Origin of the sequence: Flavobacterium difficile (assembly GCF_011392115.1) — a bacterium.
Classification (GTDB): domain Bacteria; phylum Bacteroidota; class Bacteroidia; order Flavobacteriales; family Flavobacteriaceae; genus Flavobacterium; species Flavobacterium difficile.
Map to the genome: position 1 here is coordinate 95,424 of NZ_JAAJBT010000007.1, position 25,042 is coordinate 120,465.

The window sequence follows — 25,042 nt, forward strand, 5'->3', positions numbered from 1 at the left end:
TTAATAAATATATTTAGAGAAGTCTTTGTGTTCTTCCTTCGCTAATTCTTCAGCAGAAAGAGATTTAAAATAGTCATACGTAAGTTTCATACCTTCTTCGCGGTTAACCTTCGCACTCCAACCTAAAATTTCTTTAGCTTTTGTAGTGTCGGGTTGACGTTGCATTGGATCATTAACTGGTAAATCTTTATAAATAATTTTTTGAGTAGTTCCTGTTAATTTAATGATTTCTTCAGCGAAATCAGAAATTGTTATTTCGTCTGGGTTTCCAATATTAACGGGTAGGTGATAGTCTGAAAGTAACAATCTGTAAATTCCTTCCACTTGATCAGTTACATAACAAAAGGAACGGGTTTGACTTCCGTCTCCAAAAACAGTTAAATCTTCACCGCGTAAAGCTTGACCGATAAATGCTGGAATAACACGACCATCATTTAATCGCATTCTTGGTCCGTAAGTGTTAAAAATACGTACAATTCTAGTTTCTACACCATGAAACGTATGGTAAGCCATGGTGATTGATTCTTGAAAACGTTTTGCTTCATCATATACACCTCTAGGTCCGATGGTGTTTACGTTACCATAGTATTCTTCTGTTTGAGGATGTACTAAAGGATCGCCATATATTTCAGAAGTTGAAGCTATCAGTATTCTTGCTTTTTTAACTCGTGCCAAACCTAATAAATTATGTGTTCCTAGTGAACCCACTTTTAAAGTTTGAATTGGTATTTTTAAATAATCGATTGGACTTGCTGGTGAGGCAAAATGTAAAATATAATCTAATTCACCTGGAACGTGAACAAATTTTGTAATATCATGATGATAAAATTCAAAGTTTTTCTCTTTGAATAAATGTTCAATATTTTTTAAATCTCCAGTGATTAAGTTATCCATTCCGATTACAAAATAACCTTCTGCTAAAAATCTGTCACACAAATGTGAACCTAAAAATCCTGCCGCTCCTGTTATTAATATTCTTTTCATTTGGTTTTAAGTCTTTTATATTCATTATTACAATTAAGTAGACAATAAAATATTATAAAATATAATACTCCTGTTTGTCTCCATAAGAATGATTCGGTCAAAAATAAGCTTATCATTAGAATTGCAAAAGAAATATGTATAAAATGTTTATTATTAATTGCGTTTTTTAAGTTTAGGAATAAAATTATACACAATAATAAAAATCCAATAAAACCTAATTCTGCAAAGTTTTGAACATATTGATTGTGAAAATTAAATTTTCCATAGCCTGGATGCAAATTATATTTTTTTTCTTTTTCTAGTAATTTATTCAAAGAGGCATTTAATCCTAAACCTGTCCAGAAAACGGGTTCCTCTTCGAAAATTTCAACAAACATTCTGAATTGATAGACTCTGAAAGCAGTACCAGGAAAATAATCTGCAATATTAAATTTTTCATTATTCCAAGCTTCATAAATACTTATATAATTTACCCCTTCATCGGCTTCATTATACACACTATGACTTACACTTGTATTTGTATTGGACTGAAATTCTACTAAAAATCTGTTTTTAATTTTACTAAAACTTAAAATACTTCCTACTACTAAAATAAAAATAATTAAATTTCTCAATCGCATTTTATTAGATGATTTTGAAAAATAAAAGAAATGAATTCCAATTAAAAACAGGAACACAATAATTATGTTTTTAGAGGATAATAAAAAAATAAAAATAAAAAGTAGGGAAGCGCAAACACTATCTGTATTACTTTTTATTTCTTTACTTAAAAAGTAGAAAAAAGCTACCGCCATATATACAGAAACATGAATGGCGTTTAACAATTTTGGAACCAGTCCGAAATCATCATCATATTCACCATGGTAAAAAAACGCTCTTTGATCGCCTGATATTGTGTATCTAATTACTGCTCTTAGAAGAAAAAAAACAGCATAAAAAACCATCGAAAAACTATAGTATTTTAATAAGTTTTGAATTTGACTTTTAGAAAAAGGTTTCATTAGAATAAAAGAAACTGGAATTAAAAAAAGTGTAACTTCTTTTAAAATAGCAACACCTGTTCTAGAAGTATCTACTGACCAAAAATATGAGGCCGCCATCCAAACAAATAATACTATTGGAAAAAATAAGATTACCTGAGTTTCAATTTTATTTTTTCTATTTAAAACCAAAACCGACAATATGAAAATTGCTGTACTAACGTTATTTATTGCCATTATTGTTGGCAAAGTAATTAATATCAGTAAAAAAGGTAAAAATGATTTATTTAGCTTTTGCTCTTCTAGAATTTCTTGCCAAGCATTTGCTAAAAAACTGTAAATATTCTTCATTTATTTTATTCCAATTAAACTTAGTAGCAATGGCTTCAAAGTTGTTTTTTACAAATTGCAAGTTATCATTTTTTTTGGTTGCATCTATAATTTTTTTCACATCGATTGAAGAGTTAAAATAGAATGCATTTTCTTGTAAAACGCCTTTATTAAACAAATTATTGTGTGCAACAATTAAAGCCTGCGATGCCATAGCTTCTAATAAAGAAGGATTGGTTCCACCAACCGTATGCCCATGAAAATATAAATTGGAGAAATACCTTAAATTGTCTAAATGATTTAGATTATAGATTGCTCCTAAAAACTTTATTTTTTTACAATTTTTGAATTTGTTTTTTAAGTATTCACCATATTTTGTGTTATGGTTTCCTATTACTAAAATTGGTTTTTCGTCAGCGCTTAATTGTACACCTTCTAAAACCATATCTAAATTGTTTTCCGGTTCAAAACGAGCCATGATCATGTTGAAGTGATGCTTTTCGACATGATATAGGCTTAATATTGCTTCATTTGGAGTGTCGAAATTATGAGCTCCATATGCGATATATTCACTATCTTTATTGTGTGTATTTAATAAATACTGTTGAATTCCTAGAGAATCAGAAATTAAATAATCGCTTTTATTGGCGGCTAATTTTTCTGCGATTTTTAAAACTTTTTGAACGGGTTTACTGTACTTAGTTCGTTTCCATTCTAAACCGTCCATATTAGTAATTACTAAGCTATTTTTTGGATGTAAATCATACCAAAATGCACTACTGGTATAACCCAATTGAAGGATAATATCAAAATTTCTTTTACGAGAATCTATTATACAATTTAAATCATAAATAAATTGTCCTATTGTACCTATTTTATGTTCTGGATCGTAGCATTTAATTAGATTTACCTTTTCAAATACAGTTTCATTATAGGGATGGTTATGTGGAGAATACACAAAAACATCGTGTCCAGCTTGTGCGGCATACGTTGAGAAAAATTCAGCAAATTGTTCAAAACCGCCGTAATTATTGGGTATCCCTCGAGTTCCTAAAATTCCTATTTTCATTTGATTGGGTAATTGAGACAAAAATAGTGTTTTGAAAAAAATATTTTAATTGTTTTCTAAAATATCTTCAATTTTTGTCACATAATTTTGAATACTAAAGCTTTCAACAGCTCTTTGATAGCCCTGTTCTCCGAAAGTTTTTCTTAATTCTGGATTATAGATTAATTTTTCTAAAGCTTCTTTTAAAGCAGTTTTATTATTGGGTTCAACCAAAAAGCCTGTTTGATTGTTTACAACAATCTCCGTTAATCCACCATGATTTGCTGCAACTACTGGTTTTTGCGCCATCATAGCTTCAATAGCAACCATACCAAAAGGTTCAGGTTCAGTAGAAGGAACAATTGCCACGTCTATACTTTGCCAAAGTTGGTTAATGTTTTCTTGAAAAGGAATAATTTCGACTTTTTTAATCAAATTATATTCACCAATTTTATCGTTTAAAGAACTCAAAAAATGTTCTTGATTAGGTGGTGTGGAACCAATATAAACTAATTTTATGTTTTGGTGTGTTTGAATTAATTCGTTGAAAACCTCTAATAACAACATTTGTCCTTTCCAACGGCTAATTCTTCCAACAAGTGCTAAAACAAGTTCAGAATCGGTATTTAAAATTATTCTCCTAATCGTATCTTTTTCTTCATTTTTAAGTTCTGGAAATGTGTCAATTCCGTTCCAAATCACCACGTTTTTTCCTTTACAATTCCAAAAGTTGGATGTAGCAATAGAATTGTGTATTACAAACGTATTGGTGGAGTTATTAAGCAATAAACGAAATAATTTTGCGAAAATTTTTGGAGATTCTATGATTTCATGAACATGCCAAATGTGTTTCGTTTTATGAAAGAAACAATAAAAAAAACCCAATAAAACAGCTAAGGTATTTGAATATATGAAATCTATTTTATGCTGCTTTTTTATAGATTTTATGGTTTTTATACCTTTAAAAAAATCATTAATAAATTGAAGTAGATTGCTTGGAGTAAACATCTTTCTGTGTAATTTCAATACAGGAGTAATGATTACTTTTATATTTTCTTTTTCAAGTTCTTTTTTAAGCGGGCCGTCATTTGGTAAAATAACGATAGGATAGAATTTGTTTTTATCTAGATTAACAACTAAATAAAGTAAGGTTTTATCTGATCCATATAATTCGGCAGATTGATGAATGAAAAGAATGTTTTTCATTTAAATTTGATTATAACTTAATGCGCCACCTAAAACAAAAACCACAATGTCTTTCGGAATATAAATTCCTGTAATTATAAGAAACGTAAAAATATAAAATATACCAACAAAAGATAGGAATTTATTATTATAAAATTGTTTTGATTTTAATTGTTCGGACCTGTATGTTTTGGAGTATAATTTTGATAAAAAATAAAATAAAAATAGTAAACCAAAAATTCCCGTTTTATAAAAGACAAAAATATATCCATTATGAAGTCGGGAAATGTATTTCATATCCTCTTCACCTACTGGAGCTTTAAACTTTAAATTTACCAATGATCCAAAGCCATTACCCATGACATAACTTTCTTTATTTTCATTCATTAATGCTAGTGCTCTTTTCGCTTCATATGCTCTCCAGTGATCCCAAAGATTTTTGTGGTTTTCTCTATCTATTTTAGATTTAAAAATTTCTTCCGGTGCAATTTTAATTTTATATAAAAAGGCTTCAATTCCGGTAGAATTTCTTTGTATTTTTATAGAAAACAAATAGGAATAAAACAACACGACACATATTACCAAAAGCCCAATATATTTTAATGAACTCTTGGTAATTTTTGTATAACCTTGCAGTGTGAAATATCCTAAGAAAAAGACAATTAACATCGTTCTAGAAAAATAAAAGAAAATCGAAACCAGAAAAATGACAATACAAATCCAATATTTGGTTTTATTTTCAATTAATCTTTGGCCTAACCATTTTTTAGAATAGAATAAAAAATAAAAGGCAAAAATTTCAATAAAACTATCTAATCCATAATCGCCTCTGATATCGCTAATGGAACTTTTTAGAAAATTAGAGAAGAAGAGCACGCCTGATAAATGTATTATTACAGAAATTAATCCAATAAAAAATATATTTTTAACGAAAACCTCAATGTCTTCATTTTTATAGAAAATAATATATCCTATAGCAACACCTATTATGGGTTTTAAAAAATAAGTAATGTCTTTAAACACGAATGTTAAAGGATAGGAATTTACAAAAAAACCTAAAAATCCAAGACTAAAAATCAAGAATAATGGCAGTATTTGTTTAAAAAAAGAAGTAGAAATGGCTACCTTTTTCGTAGTCAGTAAAAAAACTAAAAACAAAAGTTGTAAAAAAAAATTTACTTTATACGATGGTAAATACATCTCGCATAAAACAAGAAGAGTAAAAAACAGTAGTGAGGGTTTCTTAAAAATAAACAAAATCAAAATTTTAAAAATCAAAAGTAAGGCTTTTTACTAAATTAAAGTATATTTGCGATTTAGTTTTTATTCATAAAATATATCTTTGTAAATAGTTTTTTTTTGAAAAATGAAGCAAAAAATCAAATAATTAGTAATTATTTTTTTAAATAAAATGTCATTAGAAATTTTGATGTTTAATTTATTCAATTCCAAGAATTAATTCTATACACAATATTTTACTTCAATGATTTTAAAAAAAATAAAAGATAAACTATCAAGTCAAGCAATACAAAGTACTATATATAAAGGTTTGACTGGAGCTTTTATGTTTTTATCAATTTCTTTATTAGTCAGATATCTAGGAGAAAAGGGATATGGTATTTGGGTTTTGATTTTCAGCTTCTTTCAATGGGGATTATATTTTGATTTTGGAATTTCAAATGTACTTAAATCTAAAATCCCCGAATTAATTTCAAAGAAACAAGAATTCTTAATAGGTAATTATATTTCTGAATCTATAAAAATTACCTTTTTAATTGCATTGATACTTTTTAGTATTTGTTGTATTGTTATTTTTACGTTTGATATCAATTCTACATTTAATATTTTTTTAGAGAATTCATTTATAAAAAAGGTGTTTCTTTTAAACGGTTTGTTTTTTAGTGTTAATTTCGTTCTATCAATTAATAAATCACTATACATTGGTGTGTTAAATCCAAAGATTTCTGAATTATCTGCAACCATATCTCAAATTTTATTCTTTATATTAATCCTTGTACTTTTCCTTTTTTTTAAAAAAATACCAATTCAAGAAAAATTGTGGGCAGTTACAATCATAAATGGTATAAGTACCATTTTAATAAATGGAATTTATTTGGTTATATTTTTTCATAGGCAAAACTATCAATTAAATCTCATTAGCAGGTTAAACTTAAGTATTTCTTCTCAAATTTTGAATAATGGTTTGAAGTTTATGCTGATTCAAATTTTTATGGTTGTGATTTTTTTTTCTGACCCCTATTTTATTGCCTCTTATTGCAGTCCGAAACAAATTTCGGTTTTTGATATTTTAACTAAACTATATCAATTGCCTTTATTAGTTATTATTTCCGGATTGGCTTCATTTTGGCCTTTTTTTTCACAAAAGTATCATGAAAAAGATTTTGAATGGTTTAAAAAAATATTCCAAACCTTTCAAAAAGCATTCTATTTGATTTTTATTTTACTAATTTTTTTCACTTTATTTTCAAACTATTTAATTCCATTTTGGGTTGGTAAACAAATAGATAATTTAATCAGGAACGAGTACTTAATCTTTATGATGCTAATTGTTTTGTTTCGAGTTTATTTTACTTTTTATGCTAACTTTTTTAATGGAATAAATCGTCTAAACAGTCAAATTTTAGTTATGGGTATTACTACATTAATAAAAATACCACTAACTATCTATATATTAAAAAATGGTTTTGGCTTAAATGGAATTTTTTTACAATTATTATTTTTCATGTTGCTTTGGGCCATAATTTTTAAAATAGAATCTAAATTTGTAATTAAAAAAATAATAAATGAATAATTCTCCATGTTTTACAATTATTACTGCAAGTTATAACAGTGAAAAGACCATTGCAAAAACAATAAAATCTGTGTTAAATCAGGATTTTACTGATTTTGAATATTTGATAATAGATGGAAATTCAAATGATTCTACTTTAAAAATCATTAAATCTTTTGAATTAAAATTTAAAGAAAAAAACATTAATTATAATTATATCTCTGAACCAGATAATGGAATTTATGATGCTTGGAATAAAGGGATAAAAATGAGTTCTGGAGAATGGATTAGCTTTTTAGGGTCTGATGATACGTATTTTTCAGATGCTTTAACAGTCTATTTTAAAGAAATAAAAAAACATCCCGAAAGTAATTATATTTCTTCTCAAGTTAATTTGGTAAATTCTGATGGAAAAATTTTACAAGTTTTTGGTGAAAAATACAACTGGAAAAATGTGATAAGTGATATTAATGTAGCACAAGTTGGTTCTTTTCATAAAAAACAGCTTTTCAACCAAGTTGGTTTATACAGTTTAGACTATAAGATAGTTGGCGATTTAGATTTTTATATTCGTTGTAAAGACTTTATTCGACCTACTTATTTTACAAAAGTGACAGCCAATATGGAAAATGGAGGGGTAAGTAATCAAATATATTTAGCGTTAAAAGAAGCTTTTAATGTGAAACAAAAGTATGGCTACAAAAGTAAAATATTTAATTATTACAAATTTTATACTTCTTTGTTGAAATGCTATATCAAAATGGTTATAAATAAAAAATAGGAACCAAATGGTTCCTATTTTTTATTTAAATAATTTTTCTAATTCCGTTGGTAATTTTTCAAGTGGGAATAACGAAATATTATCACCTTTTTTAAGTGGTTTATACTTATTTGTAATACTATCATAAGAAGTACAGAATTCGTTTGGTCTGAAATAATTTGAAATTTCTTTTCCTTTTAACTCAAATTTTTTGCCTAAATAACTAATATCTATTTTATCAATTACAACTCCATCAGGATTGTTAATTCCAAAATCTAATCTCAATTGATTAGGTAAAACATCTTTAGGTAACTTATATTGAACTTCTAAATTATTTCCAGATACATTAGAAAATTCTGCCCAAACTGTTTTCTTTTCGTCAAAATTTAATGATTTATCCTCAGTGTAATATACATGGAAGGTATCATCTTTTTTTCCCTGAACATTTAATTTTACAACAAATAAATCACTAACAACTTTTTTTGTTGTATTATTAGTTTCTTTCTCTTCTTTACAAGAAATTAATGACAAAAAAGCAAAAAATGCTATTATTCCAATTTTTTTCATAACTTAAATATTAATTAATTTTGCAAATATATATATAATTATTTTAAACATTTATTTTTTAATCTCTAAATTGGTTAACTTTATTTCCTCAAAATTATTTTCTTTGTTTGAAATGTAAATTGCCAGTTTATAATTCGCATCAGTTATCTTATTCAAATCAATTTTTGTAGTAAAACCTGCAAAATCATAATTTACATTGTCTTTACTAAAAAACGAAGTAATGTCTTTTCTGATTACTTGTTCTGGTGTAATATTTATTTTAGAATTCTTATCTATCAAAAATAATTCAATTTTATTTTTTCTTGAATCTATATTTTTAACAAGAGCCCAACCACTCACTGTAAAAAAATTATCTTTTTTTAATGATACTTCAATATTTGATTCTATTCTACTAGGTTTATTTGCTGGAATAATTTTCAATTTTGATAAATCTATCATTGGTTTATTCCCAATTAAATTAAACTCTTTTACCCAAACATCATGACCGTTGAAATTATTTTGTATGTAAAAATGTTTTTCAATAAAATCTAATGTTTTTTGTTGTGGCTCATACTTTCTACCGTGAGAATCTATATACCAAAAAGGTTTAATTTTAGTAGTATCTTTTATCATTTCATCAATATGTGTTTCCAAGGAATGCTCGACAATTTTGTTTTTAATAAAAAAAGGGAAATACCATGCAAGACTTGACACAACTTCATTATTGCTTTTATTATTATCATTTATAAACTGACTTCCTTCACGAAACTGCGATTTTGTAGTTACAAAATGATATTTTTTGATAATAAAAATATCTGTAATTGAAAAAACAATAAAAAGTCCTAATAAAGAAAATTGAATTATTTTATTTTTAAAATGTGATATTCCTATTGAAACTATGATCAATATTGCTGGTAATACTACAATAAAATATCTAGAAATTATCATTGGAACTGTTAGATAAGATCTTATCAAAGGGACTAATAAAACAATCGATATCCATGGTAATAATATAACAAAGCTTAGTACAATTTTATTATTTACAATGGTGTATGTATTAACTAAAACTTGTTTTTCGTTTGCTAATTTAACGAAATAAAAGAATATAAATATTCCCAATAAACATAAAACCATTTCGGAATTTCCAAAAAATTCCTTAAAAATTAATGTGTAAGCATCTAGTGTTGGAGCCGGTATCCAAAACTCTTTTATTTCAGAAATTTTTAATAATACTTTTATTGCTGGTAAAAATAATATTGAAATAATCAATCCTGAAACAAGTGATAAAATTAAGAATTTGTTTCTTTTTTGTTTTTCATTAATTATCAAAAAAAACATAAAAACAAAAAGTTGTGAAAACAAAACAAACATTCCAAAAAAATGTGATAATAACATTAAACCGGTAAATACACCATAGTATATTGAATATTTGTAATTTGTTTGTTTTAAAAATTTTACAAAGTAATAGAATGAAAATATTGTGAACAAAAACAAAAGAATGTAAGGTCTTGCTTCTTGGGAATAATAAAGATGGAATGGATTTATAACTAATAATAATGCTGAAATTAATCCAATTTTTTTGTTAATTAATTCTTTTCCAAACAAGTACATCCCATAAACACTAAAAACACCTATTAAGGCAGAAAAAAATCTAGCAACAAATGTAGTATATCCAAAAACTTTGAAGATATAATATAAAGAATAAAAATATAATGGAGGCATTTGTTCACTATTTAACAAAGAGTTATAAACCTCTGAAAAAGATAAACTAGGATTCGCTTCGTTTAAAGTATGTAATTCATCCAACCAAACACTTTGAAAATCTAAATGAAAAAATCTTAGAAAAACTCCAAATGTTAAGAGGCTTAATAATAAATAATTGTCTTTTAATTTTTGAATAAATTCCATTTAATCTTGGTTTATGTTAATTATAAATTCTTTATATATTTTTGAATTAGGTGCAATTATATTTTTTCTTGAACTCAATTGCATTAATAAAACTATTAAGGTTACAGAAAAAAGTTGTAAAATAATACTAGAAATGATTAATATTAAACTAGAAGCCCAACCAGGAATTGCGGTATCTGTAATGTATTTTTTAAATAAGACTATTCCAACAGAAAAAGAACAAAGTACTATTCCATAAATTGAAAATCTTAAAATTTTTAATGATAAATAATCAAAGTAAACAGCTATAGAACTTAATCCGTGCAGTATTAAATTATTAAAATTCATTTTGGAAACACCCGCATATCGTTTTCCTCTATCTAATAAAACTTTGTCAAAAGGAATTTTTGATTGAATAATTCCGCCAGAGTAATGATTCCAAATGTTACTTTGATGTACCACTTTCCCTAATAAAGCATCTGGAATTATACTAAAATTACCAAAGTTTATTTTTTGTCCCGTTAAAAAATGAAAAATATGCTTATAAAAATAATAACCCACTTTAAAAAAAATAGATTCTTGTCTTTTTTTTCTTTGAGCAAAAATAATTTTTTTTGAATTCTCAGCTTCAGCTTTCTCAACTAACATGGTTACATGCGATGGTAAATCTTCTCCATCAGAATCCATTACTACTACAAAATCAGAATTTTCTACTTCGTTATAAATATACTGTAAGCCTACAGCAATAGCTCTTTGATGACCAATATTTAATTTTAAATTTAGAATAGTTATTGGTAAAGCAACCGTTGTATTTTTATTGAAACTATCCGAAGAGCCATCGTTCACCGCAATTATACGAAAATTATAATCTTTTAATTCAAACGACACTTTTTCAATTTCAGCAACTAAAATTGAAAAACTATCCCAATCATTATAAACCGGTGTGAGACAAACTATATTTTTTTCTTTAATCATTTTTCAAACTCTCTTTCCAATCCATAATCTCAATACCAAAAACCTTTTTGATTTTGCTTTTGTCCAAAACACTATACGCTGGTCTTTTAGCTGGTGTAGGATAAGCAGAAGTTGGTATGGGTTGTAAATTTATGGAAATATTATTCACTTTGAATATTTCTGCGGCAAAATCGTACCATGAACATTGTCCTTCGTTACTGAAGTTGTAAATGCCATAGTCTTCAGTGTTCAGTTTTGAGTGTTCAGTTATAATTGTTACTAAACATTCTGCTAAATCAACTGCGTTTGTTGGTGTGCCAATTTGGTCTGAAACTACAGATACACTATCTCTTTCAGTAGCCAATCGCAACATGGTTTTCATGAAATTATTGGCAAATTGCGAATACACCCATGAAGTTCGCACAATAAAATGCTTTTCCCAAGTGCTTTCAATAGCTTGTTCACCTTGTAATTTAGTTAATCCATAAATTCCAGCTGGAAAAGGTACATCCGTTTCTGTTAATCCTTTTTCGCTTTTAAGTGGCAGTCTTAATTCTCGGTCGTAATACGCAATTCCGTCTACAAATTTGGCATCGAAAACGAAATCGGTAGAAACGTGTAATAAAATCGTGTCATGTGTTTTACAAACCTCAGCTATGTTTTGAGCTCCTGAGACATTGATGGCAAACGCTTGTTCAGGTTCTGATTCTGCTTTGTCAACTGCTGTATAAGCCGCTGCATTGATACAAAAATTGGGTTTATATTTTTCAAAAACAGTTTCACAATTGTTTTTATCTGTAATGTTTAATTCTGATGAGGAACAAAATACAAAATCGATTGAAGGATACTTTCCCACAATCGACTGAATCGCCTGACCTAATTGTCCGTTTGCTCCCGTTACTAAAACTACCATACTTTTTTTGCGTTTTCTAAAGTGGGTAAAATGGTGTCTTTTTCTGAAATAATTAGTTGTTCTGTTGGGAAATTCCAAACAATATTTACGGTTGCATCGTTATAAATTAATCCGCCTTCCGATTCTTTGTTGTAGAAATTATCGCACTTGTAAAAGAAAGTCGCGGTTTCACTCAACACTAAAAAACCATGTGCAAAACCTCTTGGTATAAAAAATTGCGTTTGATTTTCTGCTGTTAAAAGTACACTTTCGTGTTGACCATATGTTGGAGAATTCGGTCTTAAATCGACCGCCACATCTAACACTTCACCATGTAAAACTCTTACTAATTTGGCTTGTGCGTGTTCACCTGTTTGATAATGTAAACCACGCAACACACCTTTTGTTGAAAACGACTGATTGTCTTGAACAAAAGTTACTTTCTGACCTACGCCTTCACTAAAAGTTTTCTCATTAAAACTTTCCATGAAATACCCACGTTCGTCTTTTATTATTTTGGGTTCAAGGATAAAACATCCTTTTAATTTGGTTTCTATGAATTTCATGAACTCAATCCGTCAATTTGACAATAAGGCTATGTGCCAATTAATTTTAAATAATACTTAATAAATGGGTTCCGTATCCACTTTTTAATAAAGGTTCGGCTAATTTTTTCAATTGTTCGGCATCGATGAATCCCATTTTGTAAGCGGCTTCTTCAATAGCTCCGATTTTTAAACCTTGACGTTCTTCAATCACTTGCACAAATTGACCGGCTTGCATTAACGATTGAAACGTTCCGGTATCTAACCAAGCAGTTCCTCTATCTAAAATACTAACTTTTAGTTTTCCTTGTTCTAAATACGCCTTGTTAATATCGGTAATTTCTAATTCGCCACGGTGACTTGGTTGAATATTCGCAGCAATTTCTAACACCGAATTATCGTAGAAATAAATACCCGGAACTGCGTAATTTGACTTAGGTTCCGTCGGTTTTTCTTCGATAGAAAGTACTTTTCCGTTTGTGTCAAATTCTACAACTCCGTATCTTTCTGGATCGTGAACATGATAGGCATAAACAATTCCTCCATCAGGATTATTATTTGCTTGTAGTAATTCTGCTAAACCTGTTCCGTAGAAAATATTATCTCCTAAGACTAAAGCTACTTTGTCGTTTCCAACGAAATCTGCTCCAATAATAAAGGCTTCTGCCAATCCGTTTGGATGTTCTTGAACGGCATATTCAAAACGACAGCCTAATTTACTTCCATCACCTAAAAGATTTTGAAACAAAGGTAAATCGTGAGGTGTTGAAATGATCAATATTTCATTGATTCCTGCCCACATTAAAGTCGATAACGGATAGTAAATCATCGGTTTATCGTAAATAGGCATCAATTGTTTACTTACTGCTAAAGTTAACGGATGCAAACGGGTTCCTGAGCCACCGGCTAGTATAATTCCTTTCATTGGTTCAATTTGTCAATTAGGCAATTTTCAATATGCCAATTATTGGTTTACTTCTTGTTTTTAGAAGTTGCAATTATTTTATTTGTAATTTTTAATATGTCAAAAATTTCATTTAATAAATCATCCGAATTGGGATAATTTTCTAATTCATTACATAAAAATAACTAAAATTCAGTTTCATCGGCCTCTTTCATTGCGATTTTAATTTTATGAATAAAATCTGCTCTACTTTCTGCGCTTTAAGCTTCTTTAATATTTGCTCCAATTGAAGTTCCTGATTTTAGTAATTGATTGGCGATTACAAATTTTTTTTGATCTTCTAATTTTTCTGTATACTGAACAACTTTCTTAGCAAAACAAAAGTTGTCAATAAAATTAAATTGTTGTGGTACTTTTCTCTAAATGTTATCATGGCTTGTATATTTAATTTTCAATGTTCAATACAACAATATGCCAATTTTAATTATCAATTTGTCAATTAACAAACTGCTTTAAAATTGGCACATTGATAAATCGGCTAATTGGCTAATTTACCTAGGTACCACTCGATGGTTTTTACAATACCAGTGTCGAAATTTTCATCGGCTTTCCAGCCTAATTCTGTTTCAATTTTTGTGGCATCGATGGCGTAACGTAAATCGTGTCCAGGACGATCTTTTACAAAGGTTATTTGATCTTTATAACTTCCTGAATCTTTTGGTTTTAATTCGTCTAATATGGTACAAACTCTATCAACAATTTGTAAATTATTACGTTCGTTTCTTCCGCCAATATTATAGGTTTCGCCAGATTTTCCTGTTTGGAATGCCAGTTCAATTCCTTTGCAATGGTCTAATACATATAACCAATCACGTACATTTTTTCCATCACCATAAATTGGAATATTTTCACCAGAAATAGCTTTACGAATTATAGTTGGAATTAACTTTTCATTATGTTGTTTGGGTCCATAATTGTTTGAACAATTGGTAGTTACTACATTCATTCCGTAGGTGTGAAAATAGCTTCTCACAATCATATCTGAACCCGCTTTAGAAGCCGAATACGGACTATTGGGCGCATAAGGAGTTACTTCTTCAAACAAGCCTGTTTCACCTAAAGTGCCGTAAACCTCATCTGTAGAAACATGATGGAAACGCGCTTTTTCAAAACCCGGTTTGTATTCATTTGGAGCCGACATCCATAATTTTCTAGCCGTATCTAATAAATTAAAAGTACCTAAAACATTCGTTTTAATAAAGGCTTCCGGACCAGAAATAGAATTGTCAACATGACTTTCCGCAGCGAAATGAATCACATCGTGAAACTGATACGTATCAAATAAATTTCTAATAAAGTCACCATCCACAATATCACCTTTTACAAAAGTGTATCGTTCATGGTTTTCCACTTCAGATACATTCTCTAAATTTCCTGCATATGTTAAAGCATCTAGGTTTACTAAATGATATTCCGGATTATTTTCTATGAAATAAGGTACGAAATTAGCCCCAATAAAACCTGCTCCGCCTGTTACTAAAATGTTTTTCATTATGATTTAATGCGTTGTTTTTGTTGTTTGTAAACTTGATAAAACCAATAACCTGATAAATAAAAAATTACAAATAAAAAGGGTAAAATTAATTTCATTTTATTATTCGTTCCTTTTGTATTGATTTGGTTTAAAGAAATATTTTGGTCTTTTATCACTTTATCATATTCTAATTTGTGTATCGCTAACATTTGATTTTCATTAATTAACGCATCTTTTTTATTAATCAATTCTGTTAAGCCACTATTTTGAGAGATTGTTACACCGCCAACAGATTTACTTTGAGATAAAGTAACAATTAACTGATCTATTTGGGTAATTAATAATTTATTAGCTTCAACTTTTTCAACTAAATTATCTTGATATACTTTTTGAAGTTTCGTAAAATAGTCTGTTTGTTGTAAATATTTTAAAATTGGATCAATTAAATCTTTCTTTTCAAAAGCATTATTAGTGCTAATGTTGATTGCATGTAAATAAAAGTTTCTACTGGTTAAATCATCTTTAATAATTTTATCAATCTCTCCATCTTCTGCCATCAATTTAATGAATTCAAAATTAGATTTTTGACTTTCAGAATTAATAAAATTATAAATTCCGCTTATGGGTTTAATTTCAATACTTGAAAAATTATCAACATCAGAAATTCCGATTGTTTTAAAAAAAGCTTCGTCTTTTTCTTTCAGTTTTGCAGAAATTAAATTCACTTTTTCATATAAATAATCATTACTTCCAAAATTAGGAATTACAATAATTTCATGATTATAATGAGGTTTTTTGTCAAACAGAAAACCTAAAACAACACCTAAAACAAATAAAACACCTACAATTATTATTTTCTTTTGTATGAAAAAAATGACATCGAAACATTTATTAATTAGGTTTTGAAATATCTTAGAGATACTTTTTCCAATTTGACTTAAATCAATTTCTTGCTCTTGAGAAGTAGTGCTCATATTTTAGTTGACGTTAAAAATTTGTTCTAATATTTTGATGGTAATCAAATAGGTTGGTTTTACACCTGTTGTTCCTAAACCTCCAGAAGCTAAAGTACTTCCTGTTTCTAAAGGATTATCTGATGCATAATAGGCATAACGTACTTTTACATTCGGATTGATGCTTTTTCTAATTCTTGAAGCCGACTGAATGGCTTTTTGATAATACGAACCTTCCATTTCTAAACCAATAGCTTCCCAAGTAGATTCGTGGAAAAATTTCAATAAATCTCTGTTTTGTAAAGAGGTTCCTAAAACCGTAATCATTGGTCCAGCAAAAACAGGAATTCCGTTTCCTTCAAACATTTCTTTAGTTAGTTCGTTTTCGAAAGGATAATTATCTGCTGTTCCTTCATTCACGTGCGCGTTAGGAATCATGATATCTCCTTTTCCACCTTCTAAAATTCCAGCTTTACCCATAATTGAAACGGATTCTACATTCAATAAGGTTTTTGTTTTACCTACTTTATAAGGTTTTAACAACTCATCAATGGTTTCATAAGCTTGTTCGCCAAAAGCATAATCCATTACAATAAGAACCGGTTTATCTTTCACTTTTGCAGTAGTAAAGGCCGTTTTTTTCCAATCGAATTTTGCGGTATCGAAAATTTGTACATCAATGTTTGTTCCTGAAGTATCTGGTAAAGATATCATCCCGTGTTGTAAGGCAACATCTTCAACTTTTTTACGTAAATCTTTGTGCGAAGAAGAACTTAAATCTTCATAAATTTGATATTCTTCTTTGCCTTTATATTTCGTCGCTAAAACAGCTGGTGCAAAAACCGAATTCATCACACTGTGCATGTTGGCACTAATAATATGAATAGGTCTTTCTAGTAAATTGTTAGCTCTAAGTGTTTCTTTGATGTTGTTTGCCCAAATTTCACCGTAAATATGATGACCTAATCGTTCTCTTAAAATCGGACTGAAAGTAATCGTACGTTTGTTGTTGTCTACAATTTCTTCAATGGCAATTTTTCCTAACCAATATACAATTTGTAAAAAACGTTCTGGTGCTTCTGTAGTAGCAAAACCGTCATAAATATCTTGTACTTCTGCAAAGGTTCTTCCTAACACGTTAGAGGCATGCGACATGGCAATTTCTCTTTCAACTTGAGTTAGTTTTTTAGTTTGTAAGACGAATTGTTCTAGTTTTTGCCAATCGCGGGAAACCGAACCTTCGTCGTCAATTAAAACTCTGTCTTTTATTTTATGCGATTCAATAAAAATGAACGTTAAGTGTGTTAAAATGTCGTAAATATCAGAACGACCACGTGTAATTTCGATGTTCATTTGTTCGTCGTCAATACGGTAACAGTTTCTTCTTCTTTTTGGTGGTACAATTGCTTTGAAGTGGGAATTCGCATAACCTTCATCCGAGGTTAAATTGATATAACGACATTGTTCGATACCTACTGGCAAACGCTCAATCACGTATAATAATCCATTTAATTCTACTTTTTCTTCTGCAATAGAACCATAAATTTCTGGTCGAAGTGATAATAAAGCTTCACGTAAGGTTTCTCCTGAAACTCCCATAGGTTTATAAAAACCACGGTTAAATAAGTGACGCATGGTAATGTACAATCGTTCGATAGCTGCCGACGATTCTTGCGCTCGCGAGCGCGAAATGTTTTTAATGTCTTTCATTTATCTCCTTTATATTTTCTCTTTGGTATAAATGAATTCGCCTTTTTCTACCTCATCATTCATCAGAATCTGTTGTGGGCTCATTTCATTAATATTTTGTTTATCTAACCAACAAAGGTAATAAATTTATTTTTTAGTTGGTGAGTGTAAGTTTTATTGATGGTGTTAAGTATTTGTTATGATATTTACGCATCAGTAAATTCTCATAACTTTTTGGATTGTCTAACATAATTTTTTGAGCTTTTTCCCAACTTTCAAGTCTTTTATTAAAAACTATAAATTTATCAGAAGGCACTACAGAAATTTCTGTTTCATATTTCATTTGTTTTATCGTTCTTTTTTCTCCAGTAGACATTCTTCCGGTTGTTTGATAATAATATTTATTTTCATCTATTAATAGGTTTTCAAAACATAAAAAGATGCCTTCCTGAGGTATTTGAATGTTAAATTTAGAAACGTCTATTTCATTTCCATTATGGCCTTTTTTTACGGTAATTATGGAATCGCCAAAGATTTTTATTTCACCAATAGTACTAGTTGGTAATGCATTTAAAACATACATCTTAAGTTTTGAGTTGTTAATATTAGAATACGTATGAAATTTTATTTTACTTAAGAAAGTGCAAGGTTTTGTTGAAGAATCATTTTTAATCAATATTGCATAACCCTGATGGTAATTATGATACCTGAAACCACTCGATTCATAAATATCAATTTCTTTTTGTATGCTGTTTTTTTTTCCAATTACCTGTATTTCCTCAATTTCTGTTTCTTTTGGTTTTAGAAAAACTTCCAGATTATTTGAGGCATGTACAGTTATGGATTCATAACCAAATACATGAAATGTTAATTTAGAATTTTGTTTTACATCAATAGTAAACGAACCATTTTGCTCTGTTTGAAATGCATGCTTTTCATCCGTAAAAATACTTACATAAGCAATTGGTTCTTTTGTAATGCTGTCTTTAACCACGCCTTTTATTTGAGCTGTGGCAGAAATAGTAAAAAGAAATATTAAAAATAGTTTGTTCATAATTTAATTAGATAGCGTAATATTTATAGCTGGTATTGGATGATTATTTTTCTTATTGTATTCTTTACTAAAAGAAACCCATTTACCTGATCTTTTGTGATAAGTTTCTATGTTATCATTATGAAAATAACCAATATGTGGAGAATAATTAATGTACTCATATTTCTTTTTAGGTTGAATACTATGGGCTACTTGAACATATTTATTTTGTTCTAAAATTAAACTTTCAAAACAAACAACAATGCCTTTTTCAGGAATTTGAATGTTATATTTTGAAATGTTGACAATTGTTTTATGTTTCCCTTTTTTTACATTTACAATAACTTCTTCGGAAATTAAATCATCGCCTGGTAATCCATTTTCATTTACTTCAAAAACTCTTACTCTAAAAATTCCATTTTCAACTTCACTTTTTGTAAAATAAATAAGTTCATTTATATATTTTACATCAAGATTATTTGCATCTAAATTAAATTTTCTAGCAAATAACCAAGGCATAGTTTGTGTTTCTGGTAAGTAAAATTCTTTTTTAACATCTCCAATTTCTATTTGTTTTGACTTTAAAGGTGCTGATATTACAACTTCAGGAATTTCAATTGTTTTTTGAGTTAATAAAACTTCAGAAATTTTTGAAGCTAAAACTGTTTTTGTTTCATAACCTAAAACTGAAAAAATTACAGTTTCATTTTCGGAAACATGTAGTTCAAAAGAGCCATTTTCTTCAGAAGTAATGCCTATGATTTTATTCTCAACCCAAATTGAAACATAAGCAATCGGTTCGTTAGTAATACTGTCTCTAACCACACCTTTTATTTGGGCTTTGGCAGAAAGGGTAAAAAGAAATAATAAAATAAACTTCTTCATTAAAATTAATTATTAGAAAAAATTGTCAAGCTGAACTCGTTTCAGCTTCTCCTTTAAATTAGATCCTGAAATAATCACGAAGCTTCGGGACAGGATGACAGATTGATGGTTTTACACTTCAAAAAAATCCACAATTTTTCTATCGTTACTCAATCTTGGCAATTTGTTTTGTCCACCTAATTTTCCGATGGATTTCATATAGTTTTGAAATCCGTTTTTACTAACTTTTGTTATAACAATTGTTCGTAATACGTTTCCTTTAATTAAATCGTCGTAATACACATTTTGTTGGCGCATTTCGTGATCTATTTTTAAAGCAAAAGCTTCCAAATTTTCTGGTTCCGAATCGAATTCTATGAACCATTCGTGATACGGCAATCCGTTTTTTGGATTAATTTGTGGTGCAACAGTAAATTCGTTAACGCTTATATTTGTTCCTGAAATCGCTTTTTGCAACGCTTCTTCCACTTCTTTTCCTATAACATGTTCGCCAAAAGCGGAAATATAATGTTTGATTCTTCCAGTAACGACAACTCGAAATGGTTTTATAGAAGTAAACGCAATTGTATCCCCAATATTGTAAGCCCAAAGTCCGGCATTGGTAGAAATAATCAAAACATAATTTACACCAACTTCTACTTCCTTGATTGTCAGTCTTTTTGGGTTATCTGTAAAAAATTCATCGGCTTTTATAAATTCATAGAAAATTCCAGAATTTAACAATAATAACATGCCTTTTTCTTTTTGAGAATCTTGATAAGCAAAGAAGCCTTCAGAAGCTGGAAATAGTTCAATAGAATCGACTTTTCTTCCTATTAATTGTTCAAATTTAGCGCGATACGGTTCGAAATTTACACCGCCATAAATGAACAAATTGAAATTTTTAAACAAGTCGCCAACCGGTTTATTAGCTTTAACTTTTAACTTTTCAAAATACATTTGCACCCAACTCGGAATACCAGAAATCACTGTCATGTTTTGAGTAAAAGTTTCTTCTACGATTGCGTCTACTTTCGTTTCCCAATCGGCAATGCAATTGGTTTTCCAACTTGGTAAGCGGTTTGTTTGTAAATATTTTGGAACATAATGCGCTACAATTCCAGAAAGTCGCCCTAATTTGATTCCGTTTTTTTCCTCCATTTCAGGACTACCTTGTAGGAAAATCATTTTTCCATCAACAAAATCGGCTTTTCCTGTTTCGTGAATGTAGCTTAAAATGGCGTTTTTTGCAGCTGTGATATGAAATGGCATTGATTCTTTTGTAAGTGGAATGTATTTCGCTCCTGAAGTGGTTCCAGAGGTTTTAGCAAAATATAAGGGTTTACCTTTCCACAAAATATCAGATTCACCTGCTACGACTTTATCCACATAAGGTTTCAATTGTTCATAATCTCGAACTGGAACTTGTTGAGCAAAATCTTCAAATGATTTGATAGTTGAGAAGTTATGGTCTTTTCCAAACTGTGTTTTTTCCGCTTGACGGATTAAATTTGCAAATACTTTTTGCTGCGTTTCAACAGGATTGTTAACCCATTTTTGAGTTTGATTATACACTTTTTTGGCTAGTATTCTGGCAGCTATAGCTTTTATTGACATGTTATTCGAAATTGATAAATTGAATTGGATTTATTGGAATTCCGTTTTTCCATAATTGAAAATGGATTTGATTTTGAGAAGCATTATCACCCGAAATAGCAATTACTTCACTAGACTTAACAGTATTTCCAACCGATTTAGTTGTAGAAGAAAGATTTTTATATACTGATAAAATCTCATCTTGATGGCGAATAATTACCACAAAACCACTTGATGGTGTCCATTCTGAAAAAATAATGGTTCCAGACGCAATTGCCTTGACTGGTGTCCCTTTTGCTACAGCAATATTAACTCCAAAATTTTTAGAAGCTACAGTATAACCTTTTGTGATTTTTCCAGAAACAGGTGCAAACAACACATAAGAAACTTTCGATTCTGCTTTTTCGAAAACATTGTATTTGTCATCGTTAGCCACTTCATTTCTTAGTTCTTTTTCTTTTTCAGAAATGGAAATATTTATTTGTTCATTAATTTGTTCGGCAACTTGAATGGAATCTTTGTTTAACTTCGCGTATTCTAAATCGCCATTTAAAACTGCCTTTACTGAGTTGATATAAGCATTGTTTTCTTTGGTAACTTTTAATAACGAATCGGATTTTATAGTTAATAAAGTTGCTTGTTCTTTCAATTGTGTAGAAGCATAACCCGGAATGTATTCTCGTAATGGTGTAAAAGCGATAATGAAAGTAGTTACAAAAATGATTAAAATGGCACCTAAAGAGGCCACAACAAATACATTCATTAAGGTTAATTTTAGCGAAAATGATTCTGCCAAAGTATCTTCATTATAAATAATGAAACGTCTTTTACTCAGTAATTTTTGCTTTAGTGCTTGAAATTTTAGTCTTTTTTGAGACATACCACCTGATTTTATACAAATATAATACAATTCGCCAATGTGCCAATTAGTTAATACACCAATAAAAATATTCTTTTTTATTGGTGTTTTGATTTTTTATGTACCTTTGTAGTATATTTTTACATTAAAAAATAATTCAATCATGGGAAAATTAGGAACATTTGAAATTATATTAATTATAGCGGCTGTTTTATTACTTTTTGGAGGTAAAAAAATTCCAGAATTAATGAAAGGACTTGGTGGAGGAATCAAGGAATTTAAAAAAGCAGCTAAAGGAGAAGATGAAGCTCCAACTGCAAAAAAAGAAGAAGAAACCACAAATTAATACTTTATATATGGACGTTTTATTTTTATTAAAACGCCTAGTAATTTTTCTGAATTATTGTTTGCCCGCTCTAACAATTCTACTTCTATTTTCTTTCGACATTGTTCGATGGATTAAGAAAAAATTAAATACAAAAAAACCATTAGTGTACAAATACTAATGGTTTTTGTTTTTTACAAAATCATCGTCAACTGAATACGCTTTCTAGCTTCGTCTACCTCAACAACTTTCACTTGCACGTGTTGGTGGAGTTTTACGACTTCATTCACATCAGAAACGAAACCTGCTTTTAATTGGGAAATGTGTACCAAACCACTTTCTTTGGTTCCGATATCCACAAAACAGCCAAAAGCGGTAATATTATTCACAATTCCAGGTAAAATCATGCCCGTTTTTAAATCTTTTATCGTGCGAACATTTGGGTCGAATTCGAAAACTTTTGCTGCTTTTCTTGGATCTAATCCTGGTTTTTCAAGTTCTTTGAGAATATCTTTTAAAGTTAGAATTCCGATTTCTGAAGTAATATATTTTTCTGGAGAAATTTGTGTGATTTTTTCTTTATTTGCGATTAACTCATGGGTTTTGATGCCTAAATCTTTGGCCATTTTTTCAACAATTGTATAAGCTTCTGGATGAACTGCCGAATTGTCTAACGGGTTTTTTCCGTCTTTAATTCGAATAAAAGCTGCTGCTTGTTGGTACGCTTTTTCACCTAAACGTGGTACTTTTTTCAGTTGTTTTCTGTCTTCAAACGGGCCATTTTCGGAACGATAAGCGACAATGTTTTCGGCCATTTTTTCACCAATTCCGGATACATAACTCAATAATGATTTACTAGCTGTGTTGACGTTAATTCCGACTGAATTTACACAACTCATCACTACATTATCTAATTCTTCTTTTAATTTATTTTGATCGACATCGTGTTGGTATTGTCCAACTCCGATGGATTTCGGATCGATTTTTACCAATTCTGCTAACGGATCAGACAATCTTCTTCCAATAGAAACGGAACCACGAACGGTAACATCATAATTTGGAAATTCATCTCGCGCAATTTTACTAGCAGAATACACAGAAGCTCCAGCTTCAGAAACCACAAATACTTGAACGGGTTTATCGAAAGCAATTTTCTTAATAAAAAATTCGGTTTCACGAGACGCTGTTCCGTTTCCAATAGAAATCGCTTCAATATTATACGCGTTAACCATCGAACGAATTTTTTTCATGGCCATGGCGCTGTCATTTTGTGGCGCGTGTGGATACACCGTTTCGTTGTTTAGTAAATCGCCTTTTTCATCTAAACAGACCAATTTACAACCACTTCTGTAACCTGGATCAATCGCTAAAATTCGTTTTTCACCCAAAGGTGGCGCTAACAATAACTGACGTAAGTTTTCCGCAAAAACATCAATCGCTTTGATATCCGCTTTGATTTTCGCTTCTTGTAAGGTTTCATTTGAAATGGCTGGTTCTAACAATCTTTTATAACTGTCTTTTATCGCTTTTTCAATTTGTTCAGCACAATCGTTATTCGTTTTAATTAAATTGTCTTCCATAAAACGAATGGCTTCGTCTTTGTCATCGTCATTCAAACCTACATTTAACTTAATAAAACCTTCAGCTTCAGCTCGTAACATCGCTAATAATCGGTGCGATGGCGCTTTGGCTACGTTTTCAGACCAATCGAAATATTGTGAAAATTTTTGTGCTGCTTCGTCGTCTTTTTTAGTTTTTACGACTTTCGTAGTGATTTCCGCTTTACGCTGAAACGTTCTTCGTAACGACTTTCGAATGAAAATATTTTCGTTAATCCATTCGGCAATGATGTCGCGAGCGCCTTGTAACGCTTCGTCTTCATTTGTTACTTTATCATTTAGATATTTCGAAGCTAAAAATTCCACATCATCACTTTTCTGACTCATGATGATTTTCGCCAAAGGTTCCAATCCGTTTTCACGAGCGGTGTCGGCTTTAGTTTTTTTCTTCTTTTTATAAGGTAAATAAAAATCTTCCAATTCTTGTAAATCAAAAGAAGCTTCAATTTTTTGTTTCAATTCTGGTGAAAGGGCATTTTGTTCTTCTATCGATTTTAAAATGCTTTCTTTTCGTTTTATGATTTCGATAAATTGCTTGTTCAATTTGGCAATTTGCTCAATTTGAACCTCATCTAAATTTCCAGTTTGGTCTTTTCGATATCGAGAAATAAACGGAATCGTACAATCTTCATTTAATAATTGAAGTGTGTTTTCAATGCTTTTTACAGCAATATTGGTTTGATTTTGAATGAATTGAATGGTAGTCATTTATGCTATATTTTAACGCAAAGATGCAAAGGATTTCGCAAAGTTCGCAAGGATTT

At 29.5% G+C, this 25,042-nt stretch carries 23 protein-coding genes; 3 read left to right on the plus strand and 20 right to left on the minus strand.

Features of this window, described 5'->3' with window-relative positions:
• The 5 genes from G4D72_RS11500 to G4D72_RS11520 are packed head-to-tail and all read right to left on the minus strand — an operon-like array spanning nucleotide 1 to nucleotide 5,607.
• Nucleotides 1-984: a UDP-glucuronic acid decarboxylase family protein gene (locus G4D72_RS11500; RefSeq protein ID WP_166077856.1), complete on the minus strand. Its 984-nt coding sequence runs from the start codon at nucleotides 982-984 to the stop codon at nucleotides 1-3.
• Nucleotides 981-2,315, minus strand: a complete 1,335-nt coding sequence (locus G4D72_RS11505; RefSeq protein WP_166077857.1) for an O-antigen ligase family protein — start codon at nucleotides 2,313-2,315, stop codon at nucleotides 981-983. The genes G4D72_RS11500 and G4D72_RS11505 overlap by 4 nt, the downstream gene beginning before the upstream one ends.
• Nucleotides 2,248-3,363 (minus strand): DUF1972 domain-containing protein, encoded by a 1,116-nt coding sequence (locus G4D72_RS11510; RefSeq protein ID WP_166077858.1) that lies wholly within the window; start codon nucleotides 3,361-3,363, stop codon nucleotides 2,248-2,250. Before G4D72_RS11510 ends, G4D72_RS11505 begins: the two co-directional genes overlap by 68 nt.
• A gap of 45 nt (nucleotides 3,364-3,408) precedes the next feature.
• Nucleotides 3,409-4,548, minus strand: a complete 1,140-nt coding sequence (locus tag G4D72_RS11515; RefSeq protein WP_166077859.1) for a glycosyltransferase family 4 protein — start codon at nucleotides 4,546-4,548, stop codon at nucleotides 3,409-3,411.
• Nucleotides 4,549-5,607: an O-antigen ligase family protein gene (locus G4D72_RS11520; protein WP_166077861.1), complete on the minus strand. Its 1,059-nt coding sequence runs from the start codon at nucleotides 5,605-5,607 to the stop codon at nucleotides 4,549-4,551.
• Between the two features lie 403 nt (nucleotides 5,608-6,010).
• Between G4D72_RS11520 and G4D72_RS11525 the strand changes: the two genes are divergently transcribed.
• A complete protein-coding gene (locus G4D72_RS11525; protein WP_166077862.1) occupies nucleotides 6,011-7,339 on the plus strand; it encodes a lipopolysaccharide biosynthesis protein in 1,329 nt (442 codons plus the stop codon).
• Nucleotides 7,332-8,099 (plus strand): glycosyltransferase family 2 protein, encoded by a 768-nt coding sequence (locus G4D72_RS11530; RefSeq protein ID WP_166077863.1) that lies wholly within the window; start codon nucleotides 7,332-7,334, stop codon nucleotides 8,097-8,099. The genes G4D72_RS11525 and G4D72_RS11530 overlap by 8 nt, the downstream gene beginning before the upstream one ends.
• A gap of 21 nt (nucleotides 8,100-8,120) precedes the next feature.
• Here G4D72_RS11530 and G4D72_RS11535 read toward each other — a convergent pair whose 3' ends face one another.
• The 14 genes from G4D72_RS11535 to G4D72_RS11600 form a co-directional block, all read right to left on the minus strand.
• Complete coding sequence (locus G4D72_RS11535; RefSeq protein WP_166077864.1) at nucleotides 8,121-8,645, minus strand: hypothetical protein; 525 nt, start codon at nucleotides 8,643-8,645, stop codon at nucleotides 8,121-8,123.
• Nucleotides 8,646-8,696: 51 nt separating this feature from the next.
• Nucleotides 8,697-10,532 (minus strand): glycosyltransferase family 39 protein, encoded by a 1,836-nt coding sequence (locus tag G4D72_RS11540; protein WP_166077865.1) that lies wholly within the window; start codon nucleotides 10,530-10,532, stop codon nucleotides 8,697-8,699.
• Nucleotides 10,533-11,486, minus strand: a complete 954-nt coding sequence (locus G4D72_RS11545; protein ID WP_166077866.1) for a glycosyltransferase — start codon at nucleotides 11,484-11,486, stop codon at nucleotides 10,533-10,535. It lies immediately after the preceding gene.
• Complete coding sequence (rfbD, locus tag G4D72_RS11550; RefSeq protein ID WP_166077867.1) at nucleotides 11,479-12,378, minus strand: dTDP-4-dehydrorhamnose reductase; 900 nt, start codon at nucleotides 12,376-12,378, stop codon at nucleotides 11,479-11,481. Before rfbD ends, G4D72_RS11545 begins: the two co-directional genes overlap by 8 nt.
• On the minus strand, nucleotides 12,372-12,923 hold the full coding sequence (rfbC, locus tag G4D72_RS11555; protein WP_166077868.1) for a dTDP-4-dehydrorhamnose 3,5-epimerase: 552 nt from the start codon (nucleotides 12,921-12,923) through the stop codon (nucleotides 12,372-12,374). The genes rfbD and rfbC overlap by 7 nt, the downstream gene beginning before the upstream one ends.
• Before the next feature lie 46 nt (nucleotides 12,924-12,969).
• Nucleotides 12,970-13,827, minus strand: coding sequence for a glucose-1-phosphate thymidylyltransferase RfbA (gene rfbA, locus G4D72_RS11560; protein ID WP_166077869.1), 858 nt, complete (start codon nucleotides 13,825-13,827; stop codon nucleotides 12,970-12,972).
• A gap of 239 nt (nucleotides 13,828-14,066) precedes the next feature.
• Nucleotides 14,067-14,198: a four helix bundle protein gene (locus G4D72_RS13590; RefSeq protein WP_394367577.1), complete on the minus strand. Its 132-nt coding sequence runs from the start codon at nucleotides 14,196-14,198 to the stop codon at nucleotides 14,067-14,069.
• 146 nt (nucleotides 14,199-14,344) lie between these two features.
• Nucleotides 14,345-15,358 (minus strand): dTDP-glucose 4,6-dehydratase, encoded by a 1,014-nt coding sequence (rfbB, locus tag G4D72_RS11570; RefSeq protein WP_166077870.1) that lies wholly within the window; start codon nucleotides 15,356-15,358, stop codon nucleotides 14,345-14,347.
• Nucleotides 15,358-16,314 carry a hypothetical protein gene (locus G4D72_RS11575; RefSeq protein ID WP_166077871.1) on the minus strand — a complete coding sequence of 319 codons (957 nt, stop codon included), beginning with the start codon at nucleotides 16,312-16,314 and terminating at the stop codon, nucleotides 15,358-15,360. The genes rfbB and G4D72_RS11575 overlap by 1 nt, the downstream gene beginning before the upstream one ends.
• A 3-nt stretch (nucleotides 16,315-16,317) precedes the next feature.
• A complete protein-coding gene (locus G4D72_RS11580; protein WP_166077872.1) occupies nucleotides 16,318-18,003 on the minus strand; it encodes a DUF6909 family protein in 1,686 nt (561 codons plus the stop codon).
• 133 nt (nucleotides 18,004-18,136) lie between these two features.
• The gene (locus G4D72_RS11585) at nucleotides 18,137-19,036 is read right to left on the minus strand and encodes a carboxypeptidase-like regulatory domain-containing protein (protein WP_166077873.1); all 900 of its coding nucleotides are present in this window, start codon (nucleotides 19,034-19,036) and stop codon (nucleotides 18,137-18,139) included.
• A 3-nt stretch (nucleotides 19,037-19,039) separates the two neighbouring features.
• Nucleotides 19,040-19,900, minus strand: a complete 861-nt coding sequence (locus G4D72_RS11590; protein WP_166077874.1) for a carboxypeptidase-like regulatory domain-containing protein — start codon at nucleotides 19,898-19,900, stop codon at nucleotides 19,040-19,042.
• 111 nt (nucleotides 19,901-20,011) lie between these two features.
• Nucleotides 20,012-21,496, minus strand: coding sequence for a GH3 auxin-responsive promoter family protein (locus G4D72_RS11595; protein WP_166077875.1), 1,485 nt, complete (start codon nucleotides 21,494-21,496; stop codon nucleotides 20,012-20,014).
• Nucleotide 21,497: 1 nt separating this feature from the next.
• Nucleotides 21,498-22,355: a murein hydrolase activator EnvC family protein gene (locus G4D72_RS11600; protein ID WP_166077876.1), complete on the minus strand. Its 858-nt coding sequence runs from the start codon at nucleotides 22,353-22,355 to the stop codon at nucleotides 21,498-21,500.
• A 142-nt stretch (nucleotides 22,356-22,497) separates the two neighbouring features.
• Here G4D72_RS11600 and G4D72_RS11605 point away from each other — a divergent pair, with 142 nt between their 5' ends.
• Nucleotides 22,498-22,680, plus strand: a complete 183-nt coding sequence (locus G4D72_RS11605) for a Sec-independent protein translocase subunit TatA/TatB (RefSeq protein ID WP_166077877.1) — start codon at nucleotides 22,498-22,500, stop codon at nucleotides 22,678-22,680.
• 173 nt (nucleotides 22,681-22,853) lie between these two features.
• Here the strand turns inward: G4D72_RS11605 and G4D72_RS11610 are convergent, their stop codons facing one another.
• On the minus strand, nucleotides 22,854-24,986 hold the full coding sequence (locus tag G4D72_RS11610) for a Tex family protein (RefSeq protein WP_166077878.1): 2,133 nt from the start codon (nucleotides 24,984-24,986) through the stop codon (nucleotides 22,854-22,856).
• Nucleotides 24,987-25,042: the final 56 nt, after the last annotated feature.